Origin of the sequence: Bradyrhizobium symbiodeficiens (assembly GCF_002266465.3) — a bacterium.
Taxonomy (GTDB): domain Bacteria; phylum Pseudomonadota; class Alphaproteobacteria; order Rhizobiales; family Xanthobacteraceae; genus Bradyrhizobium; species Bradyrhizobium symbiodeficiens.
Genome location: NZ_CP029427.2, coordinates 2,874,573 through 2,890,867, shown reverse-complemented (window position 1 = coordinate 2,890,867; position 16,295 = coordinate 2,874,573). Strand labels below are relative to the sequence as shown.

General features: G+C 63.0%; 15 protein-coding genes. 6 read left to right on the top strand and 9 right to left on the bottom strand.

What is annotated here, in order from left to right; translation table 11 throughout:
• Window positions 1–78: 78 nt before the first annotated feature.
• Together CIT39_RS13140 and ppk2 are read left to right on the top strand one after the other, a co-directional pair.
• Window positions 79–531 carry a hypothetical protein gene (locus tag CIT39_RS13140; protein ID WP_094974910.1) on the top strand — a complete coding sequence of 151 codons (453 nt, stop codon included), beginning with the start codon at window positions 79–81 and terminating at the stop codon, window positions 529–531.
• Between the two features lie 72 nt (window positions 532–603).
• A complete protein-coding gene (gene ppk2 / locus CIT39_RS13135) occupies window positions 604–1,404 on the top strand; it encodes a polyphosphate kinase 2 (RefSeq protein WP_094974911.1) in 801 nt (266 codons plus the stop codon).
• 43 nt (window positions 1,405–1,447) lie between these two features.
• On the opposite strand, the gene CIT39_RS13130 is transcribed toward ppk2, so the two are convergent.
• The 5 genes from CIT39_RS13130 to CIT39_RS13110 form a co-directional block, all read right to left on the bottom strand.
• Window positions 1,448–1,882, bottom strand: coding sequence for a hypothetical protein (locus CIT39_RS13130; protein ID WP_094975118.1), 435 nt, complete (start codon window positions 1,880–1,882; stop codon window positions 1,448–1,450).
• Between the two features lie 20 nt (window positions 1,883–1,902).
• Window positions 1,903–3,603, bottom strand: coding sequence for an aspartate:alanine exchanger family transporter (locus CIT39_RS13125; RefSeq protein ID WP_094974912.1), 1,701 nt, complete (start codon window positions 3,601–3,603; stop codon window positions 1,903–1,905).
• Between the two features lie 13 nt (window positions 3,604–3,616).
• Window positions 3,617–6,370, bottom strand: coding sequence for a decarboxylase (locus CIT39_RS13120; protein ID WP_094974913.1), 2,754 nt, complete (start codon window positions 6,368–6,370; stop codon window positions 3,617–3,619).
• Window positions 6,371–6,534: 164 nt separating this feature from the next.
• On the bottom strand, window positions 6,535–8,238 hold the full coding sequence (locus CIT39_RS13115; protein WP_094974914.1) for a SulP family inorganic anion transporter: 1,704 nt from the start codon (window positions 8,236–8,238) through the stop codon (window positions 6,535–6,537).
• Window positions 8,235–9,212 carry a YoaK family protein gene (locus tag CIT39_RS13110; protein WP_334249226.1) on the bottom strand — a complete coding sequence of 326 codons (978 nt, stop codon included), beginning with the start codon at window positions 9,210–9,212 and terminating at the stop codon, window positions 8,235–8,237. The genes CIT39_RS13115 and CIT39_RS13110 overlap by 4 nt, the downstream gene beginning before the upstream one ends.
• On the opposite strand from CIT39_RS13110, the gene CIT39_RS13105 reads away from it, so the two are divergent.
• Genes CIT39_RS13105 through CIT39_RS13095 form a run of 3 tightly spaced genes read left to right on the top strand, consistent with a single transcriptional unit; the run spans window position 9,096 to window position 12,246 of the window.
• Window positions 9,096–10,739, top strand: coding sequence for an aspartate:alanine exchanger family transporter (locus CIT39_RS13105; RefSeq protein WP_334260434.1), 1,644 nt, complete (start codon window positions 9,096–9,098; stop codon window positions 10,737–10,739). The genes CIT39_RS13110 and CIT39_RS13105 overlap by 117 nt on opposite strands.
• A gap of 12 nt (window positions 10,740–10,751) precedes the next feature.
• Window positions 10,752–11,639: an alpha/beta hydrolase family protein gene (locus CIT39_RS13100; RefSeq protein ID WP_094974916.1), complete on the top strand. Its 888-nt coding sequence runs from the start codon at window positions 10,752–10,754 to the stop codon at window positions 11,637–11,639.
• A gap of 22 nt (window positions 11,640–11,661) precedes the next feature.
• Window positions 11,662–12,246 (top strand): invasion associated locus B family protein, encoded by a 585-nt coding sequence (locus tag CIT39_RS13095; protein WP_094974917.1) that lies wholly within the window; start codon window positions 11,662–11,664, stop codon window positions 12,244–12,246.
• 15 nt (window positions 12,247–12,261) lie between these two features.
• Here CIT39_RS13095 and CIT39_RS13090 read toward each other — a convergent pair whose 3' ends face one another.
• Together CIT39_RS13090 and CIT39_RS13085 are read right to left on the bottom strand one after the other, a co-directional pair.
• Window positions 12,262–12,573, bottom strand: a complete 312-nt coding sequence (locus CIT39_RS13090) for a response regulator (protein WP_244607570.1) — start codon at window positions 12,571–12,573, stop codon at window positions 12,262–12,264.
• A gap of 233 nt (window positions 12,574–12,806) precedes the next feature.
• Window positions 12,807–13,430, bottom strand: a complete 624-nt coding sequence (locus CIT39_RS13085) for a response regulator transcription factor (RefSeq protein ID WP_162308480.1) — start codon at window positions 13,428–13,430, stop codon at window positions 12,807–12,809.
• Window positions 13,431–13,740: 310 nt separating this feature from the next.
• On the opposite strand from CIT39_RS13085, the gene CIT39_RS13080 reads away from it, so the two are divergent.
• The gene (locus CIT39_RS13080; protein ID WP_094974920.1) at window positions 13,741–14,424 is read left to right on the top strand and encodes a helix-turn-helix domain-containing protein; all 684 of its coding nucleotides are present in this window, start codon (window positions 13,741–13,743) and stop codon (window positions 14,422–14,424) included.
• Window positions 14,425–14,484: 60 nt separating this feature from the next.
• Here the strand turns inward: CIT39_RS13080 and CIT39_RS13075 are convergent, their stop codons facing one another.
• Together CIT39_RS13075 and CIT39_RS13070 are read right to left on the bottom strand one after the other, a co-directional pair.
• Window positions 14,485–14,940: a potassium channel family protein gene (locus CIT39_RS13075; protein WP_094974921.1), complete on the bottom strand. Its 456-nt coding sequence runs from the start codon at window positions 14,938–14,940 to the stop codon at window positions 14,485–14,487.
• Between the two features lie 210 nt (window positions 14,941–15,150).
• Window positions 15,151–16,146 carry a Bug family tripartite tricarboxylate transporter substrate binding protein gene (locus CIT39_RS13070; RefSeq protein ID WP_094975120.1) on the bottom strand — a complete coding sequence of 332 codons (996 nt, stop codon included), beginning with the start codon at window positions 16,144–16,146 and terminating at the stop codon, window positions 15,151–15,153.
• Window positions 16,147–16,295: the final 149 nt, after the last annotated feature.

Here is a 16,295-nt window from a genome sequence, read left to right as displayed (position 1 = left end):
ATTTGAATCAAGGGTACGGCCGACACTGCATCTAGCGTTTCACGAAAGCGGAGCCAGAACAAGCAGGAGACGCAAGCCATGGCCGGTCTCGACGACCTCATCCCAAACGCCGCCCAGATCCGCAAGGAAGCCGCCCTCAAGGAGGCCGAGAAGGCCGAGGAGTATGTCCGCCTCGCCGCCGCGGCCGAAGCCGAGAAGCGCGCGCTGATCGAGCGGCTCAGCAAACCCTCCGGCAAGAGCGAGGAGGAGAAGATCAAACTCGCCTCGACCATCATCCAGCGTGCAGTGCGAAACGGCCTGACTGAGGTGCTGGTCTATCGCTTCCCCAACTCGCTCTGCACCGACAAGGGGCGCGCCATCAACCAGATGGAAAAGGGTTGGGAGACCACGCTGACCGGCATCCCCAAGGAGATCTTCCAGCTCTGGACCGACTATCTGAAGCCGCGCGGCTATCGCATCGCCTACCAGATCATCGATTTCCCCGGCGGTGTGCCGGGCGATATCGGCGTGACCATCTCGTGGGACGACTGAATCTTGGGACGACTGAATCTCGGGACGATTGATTCCGGGACGATCGACGAGCGGAGCAGCGAAAGGACCGGCATGGCCAAGGACGTGACCACGGAACGGATGAAGCGGAAGGACTACGAGAAGAAGCTTGAAAAGCTTCAGGTCGAGCTCTGTCACCTCCAGGAATGGGTCAAATCCAAGAAACTGAAGGTGATCATCATCTTCGAGGGGCGCGACGCCGCCGGCAAGGGCGGTACCATCAAGGCATTGACCGAAAAGGTCAGCCCACGCGTCTTCCGTGTCTGCGCCCTGCCCGCCCCCTCCGACCGGCAAAAATCCCAGCTGTTCATGCAGCGCTATATCGAGCAATTCCCGGCGGCCGGCGAAATCGTGATCTTCGACCGCAGCTGGTACAACCGCGCCGGCGTTGAATATGTCATGGGCTTCTGCACACCCATCGAGCACAAGAGGTTCCTGGAACTGTGTCCGCTGGTCGAGAAGTTCGCCGTCGACGCCGGCATCATCCTGATCAAGCTGTGGCTCGAGGTCGGGATGGACGAGCAGGAGCTCCGCTTCAAGGCGCGAATCGAGGACCCGCTGCGGCAGTGGAAGCTGAGCCCGATGGACACTCAGTCTTTCGGGCGCTGGTACGATTATTCGCGGGCGCGCGACATGATGTTCGAGGCCACCGACACGAAGCACGCGCCATGGCGACTGATCCGCTCCGACGACAAGCGACGAGCCCGTCTCAACGTCATCTCGCACATCCTGAGGGTCATCCCTTACAAGAAGGTCGCGCGGCAGAAGGTCAAGCTGCCGCCGCGGTCCCACAAAGGGCGCTACAACGACCAAGCCAGCTTGCGCGGAATGAAGTTCGTCGAGCAACGATACTGAGCAGGGTTGGGCCGCGCGTTGATGGCGGCCCAACCGTTGGGGTCTATTTCAGGCGGATGGTGACGCCACCCACCGCCGCCGATACTTCCGCGCCGACTCTCGGACCACTGAGCTGAAGGATCACGCCGTTGCCGTTCTGCAACTGAACGGCACCGGCGCCTGCGGCGACGGCTCCGCCCGCTCCACCCACCGCATAAGAGCCTTCGATGGAGGCCGGCCCTTTCAGATTGAGGGCGCGGCCGACGAACTTCGAGGTCGACGCCCCGACCGTGAGGCCGACGCTCATGCCGGAGACGGTGAAGGGATATTTCTTGCCCCTGAGGAGCAGAACACCCTCGCCGCCACCGACACCGACGATGAAGCCGCCCTTGGTGAAGACGACGGCGACCTCGCCCGTCTCGGCACGCAACGGCGTGCTGAGACCGGTCAGGGCCGCAATCGAGGCAAGCAGGGCGGCGCCGGCGGCAAGTTTCTTCATGACTTTCTTCCCTTTCTTGATCATTGTGCAAGAATCATTGCGAAGTAGCCGAACACGGTGAGCAGGATGCCCGACACGGCGTAGCCGACCGGGAACCCGATCCAGGGCACGGAGCTCTGGATTTCCACCGCGGCCTCGCGGCACGGACCGGAATGAGACCGCGCACCGGCAACGCCGCCCATCAACACAGCCGGATTGATCTTGAAGACGTGAAAGCCGATCGCCCAGACGATGAACGGGGGGATCGTGCACGCGATGAAGCCTGCGATGAAAATCTTCAGCGCGACCGCACCCGTGAGCTGTGCCAATAATCCGGCGCCGGCATTGACTCCGACGATGGCGACGAAGACCACGAGACCGAGATCCTCCAGCACGTTGCGCGCCGCGTTTGGCGTATTGCCGAAGAAACGCAGCCGGGAGACCAGCGATGAGACGATCACGCCTGACAGCAGCAATCCGCCGGCATTGCCGAGGCCGATCTTGGCGCCGAAGGCCGGAAATTCGATCATCCCGATCAGGAAACCGATGATCATGCCCACGGCGAGTGTCAACAAGTCCGTCGACGTATTGGTCCGCGCAATGCGTCCCCACATCTCGCCGAGCTCGTTGACGGCCGACTTGAGGCCGACCACCGAGACTATGTCCATCCGCTGCAATTCGGTCTTGAGACCCGCGGCAAGCGGCACACCACCACGCTCGACCTTGGTGACCTGCAACTGGCCAGCAATCGCCGTCTCGCGGAAGGATTCGAAGGTCCGTCCAACCATCTCCTTGTTGGTGACGAGGATGTCCGCCTGGTCCATGGGAATGCCGAGCGCCGTGGCGTCGGCAACTTCGGGGCCGATCAAGCCCATCTTGTCGGTCAGGTGCTCGGTTGCACCGCCAAGCGCAACGACGTCGCCCTTTAGCAGCACGAACTCGGGATCGGCTCCCTGAGGCTCGCCGCCACGCGCCACGTTGACGATCCGGTATTCCGGATGGATCGAGCGGAATTTGGCGATGCTCATGCCGACCTGGGCCGGATTTTCGAGCCGGTAGGCGCGCAAGCCGAACTGTCGATAACCAGTCAGCCCGCCGCCTTCGAGATCCTTGACGCCGAATTCCTTCTCATACTGCTTCGCCGCCGCTTTCGCGTCGACACCCCACCAGCGCGGCAGGTACTTGCAGATCAGGATGATGCCGACGGTGCCCCAGATATAGGTGATGCCATAGGACAGTGCGATCATGCCGGTCGCGTCTTCGGCTTTCATCCCTGCGGGAAGCTTCACGACACCTGAGGTAATGGCCTGCTCGGCCGAGCCGATCGCGGCTGACATGGTCTGCGAACCCGCCAGCATGCCGCCGGCGGCGCCGGTCGGGAGGTCGAAGAGCTTTGCAAAGATGACAACGAGCGCGAGACCGAGGATACTCGACACCATCGCCAGGAACACGAATTTGATGCCGTCGCCCTTCAGACTGTTGATGAAGGACGGCCCGACGCGCAAACCTACGCCATACATGAAGAGGTAGTAGAACAGGCTCTTGGCGAAATTGTTGAGCTCGAGCTTCACGCCGTAGCTTGAGGACCACACCGCCAAGCCGGCGCCGACCACGATGGCGCCGGCGACCATGCCGAGGCCATAGCCCTTGATGCTGGCTCGTCCGATCCAGACGGCAAGGCCAACGACGAAGAACAGCAGCAGATATGGATTCTGCTGCAAGAACGTGAAAAAGCCCTGCATGATCGTCCCCTATTTATGATGCGGCCTTCAGCTTCGGCGTGGCGCCGGGCTTGGGCCGGCCGATCTTCGCCAAGGCTTCGGCACGTACGAGCTTCAGCCCTTCCTTGGCGTCGTAGCCGTGGATTTCCTTCACATCGAGCTTGCGCATGAAGTCGATGGTCTCCTGGGTGATAACCTGTCCCGGCACCATGATCGGGAAGCCCGGCGGATACGGGATGACGAAATTGGCCGAGACAAGCTCGGGACCAGCCTTCAGCCGGCGATCGATCTCGGGATCGTCGAGGCGGATATGTTCGCAACCCGCGGCGTCATAAGCCGCATAGAAGCCGGTGCGGATATCGCCTTCGTTGGTCTTTGCACCGGCATCGCCGCGGAAGCTCGGGTGGAAATGCGAGAAGTTCGGCAGGTCGGGCACGTCGGTCATCAGGCTCTTGACCCGGGCCTCGAACGTCTTTTTGGCATTGGCGCCGCCCTGCGTCAGCCCGCGGTCGACTTCACCCGCGATCTCGGCGAGGACGCGGATGAGATGCGCGACGTCGCTTCGGGTGTTATTGATGTTGGATTGGACCAGGACCGAGTTGCGCGAGGTCTTGTTGACCTGGATATTGTACTCGTTGGCCAGGATGCCCTTGAACTGCGTGCCGTCGAAACCGGCCGTGCCGCACACCAGCGTCATGCGGGTCGGATCGAGGCAGAACTCGTCCTCGTCCAGGCTCTTGAGCGTATTTGCCCAGTTCACGCCGGCCGCGAGATAGTCGGTGAAGCCGCTCTGGCGATACTGCGCCGGCACCATGGCGTCGGCGCCGAGTATGCGGAAGTATCTTGAGATCAACGGATTGTTGTTGACCGCGTTGCGTATGGCAAACGCAATCTCGATGGCATTGGCGACGAGGCCATACCCCTCCAGCTCCATCTGCCGCCGCGAGATATCGAGGCTGGCGATCAGTTGCTGGTTCGGGCTGGTGGACGCGTGGGTGAATACGGCTTCCTTGAACTGCTGCTCGACCGTGTGGAATTCGACGTCCTTGACCGAGAGCATAGATCCCTGCCGGATCGCCGACATCGACTTGTGGGTCGAATTGGTCTGGTAGACGCGCAGACGGATCTGCCTGGGATCGGGAATGAGCCGGGTCTTGAGCAGCAACTCGTCCGACGGATTCTTGCCGAGTTCGGCCTGCTGCTTCTCATAGGCCGCGATCGACTTCGGATCGTGCATCCACACCTCGATGTCGTTGGCAGCGCCCATGGCCGTGCGGCGTCGCAGGAACGGCGAGAAGCGCGCGAAGCCGAACCAGGCTTCGTCCCACAGGAAGATCAGATCCGGCTTGATCGCGAGACATTCTTCCATCACCCGGCGGGTGTTGTAGATGTGGCCGTCGAAGGTGCAGTTGGTGAGGTCGACCATCTTGACGCGGTCGAGCCGGCCGTCGGCCTTGGCGCCGAGCAGAGCCTGCTTGATCGTCTTCAGCGGAACTGCGCCGTACATCGAGTATTCCGTCATCGGGAAGGCTTCGACATAAAGCGGCTGCGCACCGGCCAGAACCATTCCGTAGTGGTGCGACTTGTGGCAGTTGCGATCGACGATCGCGATGTCGCCCGGCGCGAGCAGCGCCTGGACCGCCATCTTGTTCGATGTCGAGGTGCCGTTGGTGACGAAGAAGACCCGATCGGCGCCGAGTGCCCTTGCCGCCTTCTCCTGCGCCTTCTTGATGTTGCCGGTCGGCTCCAGCATGCTGTCGAGGCCGCCCGTGGTGGCGCTGCTCTCGGCCAGGAACAGGTTCGGTCCGTAGAATTCGCCCATGTCGCGGATCCAGTCGGACTTGAAGATCGACTTTCCGCGGGCGATCGGCAACGCATGGAACGTGCCGATCGGACGCTGGGCGTATTTCTTCAGATTGTCGAAGAACGGGGTGTCGTAGCGATCCTGAATTCCTTCGAGAATGGACAGATGCAGCTCGAGGAGCTCCTCGACGGAGTAGAAGATACGGCGAACGACGTTGGCTTCGGGATTTCCAGCCAACTCCTCGACGTCGCGGTTCGAGATCATGTAGAGATCGAGTTCGGGACGGACGCGCTTGATGATCTGGGCGAGCCGGAGCGCAGAGGCGTCGGACTCGTCGTTGAGGCCGGCCGAAGCCGTGATCGAGCGCAGCACGGGTGCGTTGTGGCGGGAGCGCAGCCCGAAGCCTTCGTTGATGATGACGGCCGCGATATTGGGATTGAGCATGGTCGCGCAGAATGCGTCTTCCAGGCTGCCGACGATGACGGGCTCATAGATGAAGCCATCGATCGGACGCCGCAACTTGCGCCATTCGGCGGCGAGCGCGGGCCACTGACTTGACGACACGCCGGTCACGATCAGGGTTTCGAAATAGGGGCGGCGTGCCGTGTGCGCACTGAACATCGGTGGCACCAGCTCGAGCGCCTCGCCATTACCATCATCCGTCGCGCTCCAGTCGCCGGCATGCTGACGGAAAGATCGGGTCGCCAGTGCCTGAGTAATCCGCGTCGCAAGGGCCAACGACGTTGCCCCATCGCTTGCGGACGCGGCCTCCCGCAATGCCGCCATCAGATGCAGGCCGGGATAGCCGTAGAACTCCTCAGTCACCGAGAGTTCGGCCAGGGCCGCATCGTAGACCGCGCGATTGCCCACACGAGCCCAGACCTTTGCGGCCTCCACGAGGTCGCGCCATTCGTCCGCACGGCTGCCGGGACCGGAGAAGAACTGATCGATGCGCTTATGCGCCGGCTTGGCGTCCTTGGACATGTGTTTCTCCCGATCCTCGGCGGTCCCTTGATGGTCTCTTGGGACAAGAATGATGCGTCATCGTGAGTTCGGCGCCGACCACTCCATTGATCCAAGTCAACGGTCGGACGCATCCTAAGCAAGCCGGCGGCCGAGACCGTCGCTCGCATTGCAACACGAGCCCGTCAGGCCGTTCGCTGCGCCGTGACGGTCGGCTCGTCACCGAGGACGCTGTCGAGCGAGCGCAGCCATTGGGCGCTATCAGTCTTGTTCGCGAGCCCTTCGGCATGCAGGAGATCGCGGAGCTGCGCATGCGCCCCGACGATGCAGAAAGTGACCTTTCGCGAGGCAAGCTCGTCATGAAGGTCGTGCAACATGCCCGCGCCGGCGAGATCGATATAGGGCGAGGCCGAGAGGTCGCAGACCACCAGCCGAATGCCCGGCGACGTCCCGAGCGCAGCCAGCACCCTGTCCAAAATCGTTTCCACGTTGATATAGAGCAGCGAGGCTTCAGGCCGGAAGGCGATGATTCCGGCCAGAGGCTCCACACCCTCGTGCCTCGCACTGTCCGAATAACGGCCGCTGCCGGGCAAGCGGCCGAGGAAGGCGACGTGCGGCTGTGAGGCCCGTGCCAACAGCAACAGGATCGATGCGATCGAAGCCAGCAGAACGCCCTGGAGGATCCCGAGCAGCAACACGGCGATCAAGGCGATCCCCGCTGCATAGAAATCGATACGGCTGACCCGCCACATCCGCAAGAGCGCACGGACATCGACGAGCTTGTAGACGGCGGCGAAGACGATGGCCGCAAGCACCGCCTTGGGCAGATTGGTGAGCAGCCCCGTGAAGAACAGAAGGCACAGCCCGAGCGTCACGGAGCAGATCACCAGTGCCAGCGGCGTCCGCGCGCCAGCGCTGTCATTGACCGCAGATTGCGACAGGCCGCCGGCGACCGGGTAACCATGCCCGAGCGCCGCCGCGAGGTTCGCGGCTCCCAGTCCCAAAAACTCCTGCCGGACATCGAGGGAATAGCCGTGCTTGGCGGCGAAGCTGCGGGCGGCCGAAACGCCCTCGATGTAGGCCAGCAGCATGCATCCTGCGGCGAGCGGAAACAATTCGTCGAACTCCAGCAGGCCAAAGGTTGGTATCCCCAACGCCGGCAGCCCCTGCGGTATCTTCCCGGTGACGGGCACACCGAGGGCCGGAAGGCCGAGCAGCGTCGCTGTCGCGATCGCCAATGCGACGATCGTGATACCCACCGGCTTCCCCGGAAAGAGCCGCTCGCCAAACAGGAGCAGCAAGAGTGCGACAGCGCCGACGGCGAGCACGAGCGGGTTGATGGCACTGATCTGGCCGAGCAGCCTGATCGCCCGGTCGAAGAAGTTGTGGCCGCCGCCGGCGACGCCGAGCAGACTCGGCAGCTGGCTTGCGATGATCGTGAGCCCGGCACCGGCCTTGAAGCCGACCAGGATGCTGTCGCTGACGAGGCGGACCAGCACGCTCAGCTTGAACAACCACGCGATGAAGCACAGCACTGCCACTGCAAAGGCGGCAAGGCTCGCAATCTGCGCATAACGTATCGCATCTCCTCCGGCCAGCACACCGACAGTGCCTGCAATCATCAGGGAGATCGCCGAAGTCGGCCCGATCGCAAGTTGCCGCGACGCCCCCAACAACGCGTAGCCGAGGCCGCCGAGCATATAGCCGTAAACCCCGATCTGAGGAGGCAGGCCAGCCAGCGCGGCATAGGCCAGCGAGACCGGGATGGCGTAAGCCGCCAGCGTGACGCCGGCGACGGCGTCGGAGGGAAACCACTCTCGCTGGTAGGCGCCAAGCCAGCCGGCCGGCGGGAAGAACCGTATCCATCCAGGCTCGGACGGCGCACTCATTGGACGACCTTCTGATACGAGGCTTCGCAGCGCAGCAAGACGACCAACAGTGCGACCACGGGAAGGCCGAGCGCGAGGTCCGGAATAGCCTTGGTGGCGAAGGCGCCCATCGCGGCGCCCAGGCCGAACACGGCACACAAGGCGAAGAAAATGCCCGAACGGCGCAGCGTGCCGAGCGGCGCACCTCCGGCGGCGGCCACAAAGGCCATCTCGATCGCCTGGCGCAGGTTGCCCGTGATCATCGCCGTGCTGCAAGCAACACCCTCGACCTTGATGAAAATCGCGGTCTGCATCGCCGCGACGAACGAGATGCCGAGCGTTCCGGCCAGATCCGGCATCCTGTTGTGCAGGATACCGATCGCGATCAGCAGCAATATCTCGAGCAGGGTGCTGATTGCGCTGGCCCGTTCGCCCGCGACGCGGCGCAGCCATGCGGCAATCACGATACCCGCCGCAAAGGCGAGAAGCGGCGGCACGAAGTGAAACGCCTTGGCCCAGTCGCCGGCCGTCGCATAAACCCAGAGGAAGATCAGGTTGGCCGTCTGGGCATTCGCCATCACGCCGTGGATGATCCAGGTATAGGCGTCGATATAACCGCCCGCGAAGGCAAGCAGCAGAACGATCTCCACCGTTTCGTCGCGGCGGATCGCGCCGGCTGCGAGGTCGAGAGCACTCATGTTGACGATGCCGGCTGTCGCGAATTCTGCATCGTTCGATAGGCGATGCCTTGCCGCTCGCAGGGCTTGATCTGGATCAAGCAACCCCGCGATTTCCCGACTGAGATCACGGCAAAGCGCTGGGGGAGATACGACATGAATACCGTCAGCTGGATCATCTCCACCGCTCCGGAAATCTTTCTGCTGCTGGCCGTCGCGATCGGCACGATCCTGGGTCGAGCCCGGATCCGCGGTTTCGCCGTCGGGACCACCGCCTGCATCCTGATTGTGTCCGTGCTGCTCGGACAGCTCGGCCATTTCGCATTTCCCTCCTTGTTGCGCGTGATCCTGTTCAGCCTGTTCGTGTTCACGATCGGCTACCGATCCGGACCAGAGTTCTTCGCCTCCCTGAGCATCCGCACGCTCGCGCAGGTCGCCGTGGCGCTGGTAATAGGCGGCACCGGTCTGATCCTCGTCCTGCTGTTTGCTCACAGCTTCCGGCTCGATCCGGGCACAGCTTCCGGGATCGCGGCCGGAGCCTTGACGCAATCGTCGGTCATCGGGACCGCGTCAGGCGCACTGGCCCAGCTCGGCCTGCCCAAGGATGTGCTGAACCAGCAGGAGGCGAACATCGCGGCGGGCTACGCCGTGACCTACGTGCTCGGCTATATCCTGACGCTGCTGTTCGTCCCCTTCGTCGCACCGAAATTGATGGGGATCGACCTCAAGGCCGAGGCAAAGAAGCTCGAGGCGGAGCTTGCCGGTGGCGATCCGCCCAAAACCGAGAACCTCTCTTATCGCAAGTTCCAGGCCCGCGCCTATCGCGTGACCGCGGGCGCCGGACGCACCGTCAAGTCGATCGAGGAGGAAATCGGAAGCCGCACGGTGGTCGAGCGCATCGTGCGCCAAGGCGCGGACGTCGAGCCGCATCTGGAAACCATCCTCGAGGCGGGCGACGACATCGTCATCGCCGGCCGGACCGCAGTCATCGTCGCCGCCAGGCCCATCATCGGCACCGAGATCGACGCCGACGAAATCCTGAAGGCCGTCCCGGGCAACGTGCTGGAGGTGCTCGTGGACAATCGCCATCTCCATGGCCGCTCGATCCAGGAGATCGCGGCGCGCGTCGGCGCCGACGCCCGGGGCGTCTTTCTACGCGCCCTCACGCGCATGGGCCGCGAGGTCCCCTTGAGCGCGGACACCCGGATCTATGTCGGCGACGTCATGACACTCGTCGGCAGCACGCGCAACATCGAGCGCGCCGCCAAGGCCATCGGCCAGATCCTTCGCGCGGGTGATCGCACCGACATCGCCTTTCTCGCTGCCGGCGTTGCGGCCGGCCTGCTCGCAGGGCTCGTCAGCTTCAGGATCGGCGGCGTCGCGCTCACGCTCGGCGGCGGCGGTGGCGCGCTGATTGCGGGCCTCGTCTGCGGCTGGCTGCGATCGCGCAAGCCCTCGATGGGTGCGATGCCGCCGGCTGCGCAGCAAACCCTGAGCGATCTCGGGCTCGGCGGCTTCATCGCGGCGATCGGGCTCGGCAACGGCGCCGCGGCATGGGCCGCCATTCAGGCGCACGGGCTGCTTCTGGTCGGCATGGGTCTCGTCATCACGCTCGTGCCGCTGATCGTGGCGACCCTGTTTGCCTTCCACGTGCTTCGCATGAACCCGGTCGTGACCTGCGGCGCGCTGGCCGGCGCCATGACTGTCGATGCCGCGGTGACGGGAGCGTGCGAAGTGGCCGAGAGCCAGACCCCGGTCCTTGGCGTCGCCGTGCCATATGCGGTCGGAAACGTGGTGCTCACGGTCCTCGGACCGATCATCGTAGCGGCAACCTACAGCGGATGATGGAGACCCGTAATGCGGCGACCGGTCAGATCGGTGCTGGGACATATCGCGGCCATATTGTTCGCATGGATCGCTTTCGCCGCGCCCGCGCACACGGCGGATGACGCCCGGATCCAGGAAGAGATCTGGGCGCTGCCGCTGGCGCTTCCGATGTTTGCCTATCTGGTGCGTCCCGTCGGCGACGGCCCCTTCCCGCTCGTGATCATGAATCACGGCGTCTCGCTCAACCCGACCGACCGCAGCTTCTTTCCCCTGGTCGAATTCCGCGACGCTGCCCAATGGTTCGCAAAGCGTGGCTACCTCGTGGTAGCGCCGGTCGGCTCCGGCTATAGCGCAGCCGCCATCGACATTCCCGAGCGCGCGGTCTACGGACCGTTCTTCTCCAAGATCGGCAAGTGCAGCAATCCCAATTTCCACGACGCCGGGCTCGCGGTCGCCCAGGTCGACCTCGGCATCATCGACTACCTGGCCGCCGAGAAGCGCATCATCCCCAAGGACGTGATCGTGATCGGGCAGTCCGCCGGAGGCTGGGCCTCGATCGCCTTGTCGAGCTTGAACCCACCGCAGGTGAAGGCCATCATCACCTTCGCTGCGGGCCGAGGTGGGCGCGTCGGCGGCAAGCCGAACAACAATTGCGCCCCCGACAGACTGGTTGAGGCTACCGCGGATTTCGGCCGCACATCACGTGTGCCGATGCTTTGGATCTACATCGAGAACGACACTTTTTTCGGCCCCGACCTGTCGAAGCGCATGCATGGGGCTTTCACCGCCGCCGGCGGTCGGGCCGAGTATCACCTGATGCCGCCGTTCGGCGATGAGGGTCATTTCTTCATCGGCTCAAAGGATGCCATTCCGCTCTGGTCGCCGCTGGTAACGACATTCCTCGACGCGCTGAAATAGATGCCGATCCGGAGGCACGATCATGCCCACTGTCCGTGACTGCCTTGCCAGTCTCCTGCTCATTGCCCTCGCCGGCATCACGACGCCGCCCGGCCATGCCGCTCCAAAGGGCGTCCAGGCCGGGAAACCGGCCGAAGTCGCCACACGTGGTCAGCGTGAAGCAAAGGACATCCGCTACGGAAGCTGGCAGAAGCTCTGCTTCAAGGCCGGCGGCGCGCCTACGCTGTGTCGGACCTCGATCACCGGCCAATTCGCAACCGGACAGACGGCCGTGCGCGTCGATCTGATCGAGCGCGAAGACGTCGCTACGGCCCGGCTGCAACTATTCGTGCCTGTCGGCATGTACCTGCAACAGTCACCCAGGTTGAGCGTCGACCAGGGCGCGCCCTTCCGCCTGCCCTATAGCTGGTGTCTCACCAATCTGTGCATCGCCGCCGATGTGGCGACGCCGGAGATCATCAGGGAGATGGAGTCCGGCAAGACCCTGACGCTCGAACTCGTCGATTCGAACCTCCTTGCCCTGACGACTTCGATTCCGCTGGCGCAATTCGCCACCACCCGCAAGGGGACACCAGCCAGGACGCTGGAGCAGGATATCGACGAATGACGGCCCGGGTTGGTCTCAGGAAATGCCGGCGCGCTCGATGGTTCCGATCAGTGACTCCGCCGTAAAGGGCTTGGGCAGATAGGCGAGGCAGCCGGACCCAAGCGCCGCAGCGCGGTTCGCCGGGCTGTCGTTGCCGGTGATGTAGATGACAGGCGCGGTGACGCCCTGCTCGGTCAAGATTCGCCGCACGTCGATGCCGGATATTCCGTCGAGATCGATGTCGAGAACGATGCAGATCGCAGTGTCGAAATTGCCGTGTCGGAGCAGGTCTCCCGCGGATTCGAACAGCGTGGCGTCGAATCCGTATCCCCGCAGCAGCCTGTTCATGCTGGTCCGTATGGACCAATCGTCATCGACGACAAACACGGACCTGCGTAGCGGCAAGGCGACCTGCCTTCTCGGAAAATGAGCGACTGCGAGTGCTGTAAACGACGATCGACAGTTGCCGACCCGGCGCCTGTGCATGATTGCACACAGCTCGCCGTGCACTGTCAACACACTTTGATATTGTCCTTTGGGGCAGTCACACCATGGGAACCAGATTTGCGGTGACGAAGCAGCTAATGCTCGTTCGTATCGAGCATCCCGAGCCGCTCCGCGATCGAAACGAGTTCCGCAAGCGAATCAACCTGCATCTTCTCCATCACCTGGTGGCGGTGTGCTTTCACGGTGCGTTCGGTCGTCCCGAGTTCATACGCAATCTGTTTATTGATCCGGCCGCGCACGATGAGATTGAACACCTGTCGCTCACGTTGAGTCAGCGTGGCCAGATGAGTCCGAAAAATCTCGAGTCTGCTGCGTTGGGCGCGAGCCGCCTGCTGCCCCGCCAACGCGCGCTCGATCGCATCGATCAATTGCTCGGAGGATATCGGCTTGGTCAGGAAGTCCTCCGCACCCGCCTTGATCGCCCGCACAGTGGTCGGCGTGTCTGCATATCCTGTCAGGAAGATGATCGGCAGCGTCGAGCCGGACGCGATCAACCGCGCCTGCAAATCGGGACCGCTCAATCCCGGTATTCGCACGTCGAGCAGAATACATCCGGGCCGCCTGTGATCCAGCGCGGACTCCAACAACTCCAGTGCCGAGGCATAGGTCGCCACCTCATAGCCCGCGAGCTTCAGACGCCGTTCGATCGCGGTCCGAAAGGATTCGTCGTCGTCAACCACGTGAACGCGACCCGGCACCTTCAACCTCTCGCCCAGTTCCAGCGAGGACCAATGACGTCCTCTCGCTCTGCAAAATCTTCTTACAACAGTCTGAGGACCGAAATATCTGCCCGCAATCAGCCAAATCCCCGCAGCCGCGGCGCTTTCTCGCTCCGCGCACCAAACGCCAACGCTGTCCTTTGGTACAATGAACCTAGGGACAATGGATTGAAGTACCGCCTTGGTCGTAAATCAACCTCGGCGGGAGCGGAACAGCGCGGCGCATTCCCAGCAGCGAAGATACCTCGCCGAACGGACCAAATTCGGCGATGAGCTGAGGACTTGGCCTATGTTTGTTCGCATCGCAACCGATTCCGCACTGCGTCCCAACTCCCTCCGTGACCTCGGCATGACCAGCGATTCAAATGCGCTCGTCAGTTTAAGCGAATTTTCGTACAGAAAAGGCACCGAGATTTACGGCGAGAAGGAGCCGGCTGAATATGTCTACCAGGTCAAGGCTGGTGCGGTGCGAAGCTACAAGCTGTTGTCGGATGGTCGCCGGCAGATCGGCGCATTCCACCTCAGCGGGGACATCTTCGGGCTCGAGAACGGCGGGGAGCATCGATTCACGACGGAAGCGGTCGTCGACACCACGGTGCGCCTGATCAAGCGACAAAGCCTTGAAACGGTAGCCGAGAGCGATGCGATGGTAGCCAGAAACCTGCTCAGCATGACCACGAGCAATCTCCAGCATGCGGAAGATCACATGCTGCTGCTTGGCCGCAAGACCTCGCTGGAGCGGGTCGCGGCGTTCCTGCTCGAAATGGACAAGCGGCTGACGGCGGCGGGCGTCATTGCGCTCCCGATGTCGCGACGCGATATCGCCGACTATCTCGGCCTGACCCTGGAAACCGTCTCGCGCGCCCTGTCGCGCCTGCACGAACTCGGCATCCTCGGCTTCATCGGCAACACCCAACGGCAGATCGTATTGCTCGACCGGAACCAGCTCGCCAGCCTCGATCTACATCCTTGATCCGGCGAAGCGTCGATCGCATTAGCGAATACTCTGGAGCGCCGCTCCCCGCATCCGCATTCATATGTGGCGTGAAGCTGGGCCGGGCGCTTCAGTCAGCCCGAGATGCTCGAGCGTCTTGCGCAAGACCTCGAAGAGAATGGCGGCGGACCAGCCGAACAGCAGCACGCCGTTCATCGCGGTGAACGGGCCGATCAGCCGCCATTCGCGGACCGGCGTGATGTCGCCATAACCGAGCGTGGTATAATTGACGAAAGCAAAGTAGAGCAGGTCCGTGTCGGTGGCAGCAGCCTGGACGATGCCGTACGCCGCAGCCCACATCAGGATTTCCAGCATGTGCGCGACCTTCAACACCACAGCGGTTGCGATCATGACGCCCATCAGATGCAATTTCGGTCGTTCGGTATGACGCAGACCCGCGCTGCGTGCGATCCCGACGGCGACGACCGTCACGAGCGCATGGAGCCCGATATTGATCACGCTGACCAGAGTGCCGGCGACGAACTGCAGCATCATGGCAACTCACCCGCCCTCAATTCACCCCGGACGTCCTTCGTCCCCGCCGAACAATGCAAAATGTCCGCCCGTCGGCGTGCCGCCGCGGTTTTCCCTCGCAGGCCACGGCGGGGTCTGGAACTTCACGTCGACGAGCACACGACACTCGCGCCGATCGGCCATGGCGGCGGTTGATCTAGGTCAATGCCGCTTCAACGCCCGAGCTTCATCTCAGTCGCGCTTGAGCCCGATCGACTTGACGATGGGAGCCAGGCGGGTCAGTTCGTCCTCGACGAGGCGTTGAAATTTGTCGGGGCCTGAATCAACGTCCGGCTCCAGACCTTGCGAACGATAGCTTTCCTGCAACTGCGGATCGGCCATCGCCGTGCGGGTTGCCCTGGAGATCTGCTCCACGATCGCATCCGGGGTTGCGCGTGGGGCGAACAAGCCAAACCAGCCGGCATATCTGAGGCCCGGCATGCCGGATTCGATGACGGTCGGAATTCCCGGCGCGCCGCTCAAGCGCTGTTCGCTCGTGACGGCGATCAGCCGCAGCTTGCCCGCAAGGTGCAACTGCAGGATCTGGCTCGACACCACCGCAACCACGGCGGAGATCTGGCCGCTGACCAAGTCGTTCGTCGCGGCACTCATGCCCCGATAGGGCACGTGGACGAAGTCTGTTGCGAAACCGGATTGCAGCCTGAACATCTCCCCAATGAGATGATTGCCGGTACCAACGCCCGGAGTGCCGTAGGAGAGCTTGCCCGGATTGGCTGTTGCAAAAGCTACCAGCTCCCGCAGGTCCTTCACCGGCAGGGAGGGATGAACCGCGAATGCAAGCGTGGTGGTGATCAGGCGATAGATGGCCCGGAAATCACGAACCGCATCGTAGGCGGGCTTCGCCGAGGACAACGGAATCATCACCTGAGTGCTGCCATTGCCGAGCAGAAGCGAATAGCCATCGGGGGCGCTCTGCGCCACCGCGGCGGAGCCGATCGCGCCGCCGGCGCCGCCGATATTCTCGACGTAGATCGGGCCCAGCAGCGACGCGATCCTGTCGGCCCAGGGACGGCCGATCTGATCACCAGCGGCGCCAGCCGTATAGGGAATGACCAGCCTGATGGGACGGGAGGGATAATCCTGGGCGGCCGCACAGCCGGGCCATGCGGCCAGCGCCGTGATGCGCGCCGCCCTATCGAGCAGTTCTCGGCGTGAAAGGAGGGACATCTTCTGCGTATTCAGGACCGTACCAATCATCATACACGAATGAAGGGCCCTGAAAATCCGCACAGGTAGATCGCTGCCCTGCACCGTGCGGGCGACGAGCTTGGTCAAGGACCAGTGCGTCGGCCGCAACGCGGCAGGTGCAGTGACGC

What these genes read in the sequence shown, in the direction of transcription:
- CIT39_RS13125 (WP_094974912.1), bottom strand. Translation starts at nt 3,603, where the DNA reads ATGCAGGGCTTTTTCACGTTCTTGCAGCAGAATCCATATCTGCTGCTG.
- CIT39_RS13120 (WP_094974913.1), bottom strand. Translation starts at nt 6,370, where the DNA reads ATGTCCAAGGACGCCAAGCCGGCGCATAAGCGCATCGATCAGTTCTTC.
- CIT39_RS13130 (WP_094975118.1), bottom strand. Translation starts at nt 1,882, where the DNA reads ATGAAGAAACTTGCCGCCGGCGCCGCCCTGCTTGCCTCGATTGCGGCC.
- CIT39_RS13100 (WP_094974916.1), top strand. Translation starts at nt 10,752, where the DNA reads ATGCGGCGACCGGTCAGATCGGTGCTGGGACATATCGCGGCCATATTG.
- CIT39_RS13080 (WP_094974920.1), top strand. Translation starts at nt 13,741, where the DNA reads ATGTTTGTTCGCATCGCAACCGATTCCGCACTGCGTCCCAACTCCCTC.
- CIT39_RS13140 (WP_094974910.1), top strand. Translation starts at nt 79, where the DNA reads ATGGCCGGTCTCGACGACCTCATCCCAAACGCCGCCCAGATCCGCAAG.
- CIT39_RS13075 (WP_094974921.1), bottom strand. Translation starts at nt 14,940, where the DNA reads ATGATGCTGCAGTTCGTCGCCGGCACTCTGGTCAGCGTGATCAATATC.
- CIT39_RS13070 (WP_094975120.1), bottom strand. Translation starts at nt 16,146, where the DNA reads ATGTCCCTCCTTTCACGCCGAGAACTGCTCGATAGGGCGGCGCGCATC.
- CIT39_RS13110 (WP_334249226.1), bottom strand. Translation starts at nt 9,212, where the DNA reads ATGGCCGAGCTGTCCGAGCAGCACGGACACAATCAGGATGCAGGCGGT.
- CIT39_RS13090 (WP_244607570.1), bottom strand. Translation starts at nt 12,573, where the DNA reads ATGAACAGGCTGCTGCGGGGATACGGATTCGACGCCACGCTGTTCGAA.
- CIT39_RS13095 (WP_094974917.1), top strand. Translation starts at nt 11,662, where the DNA reads ATGCCCACTGTCCGTGACTGCCTTGCCAGTCTCCTGCTCATTGCCCTC.
- CIT39_RS13115 (WP_094974914.1), bottom strand. Translation starts at nt 8,238, where the DNA reads ATGAGTGCGCCGTCCGAGCCTGGATGGATACGGTTCTTCCCGCCGGCC.
- ppk2 (WP_094974911.1), top strand. Translation starts at nt 604, where the DNA reads ATGGCCAAGGACGTGACCACGGAACGGATGAAGCGGAAGGACTACGAG.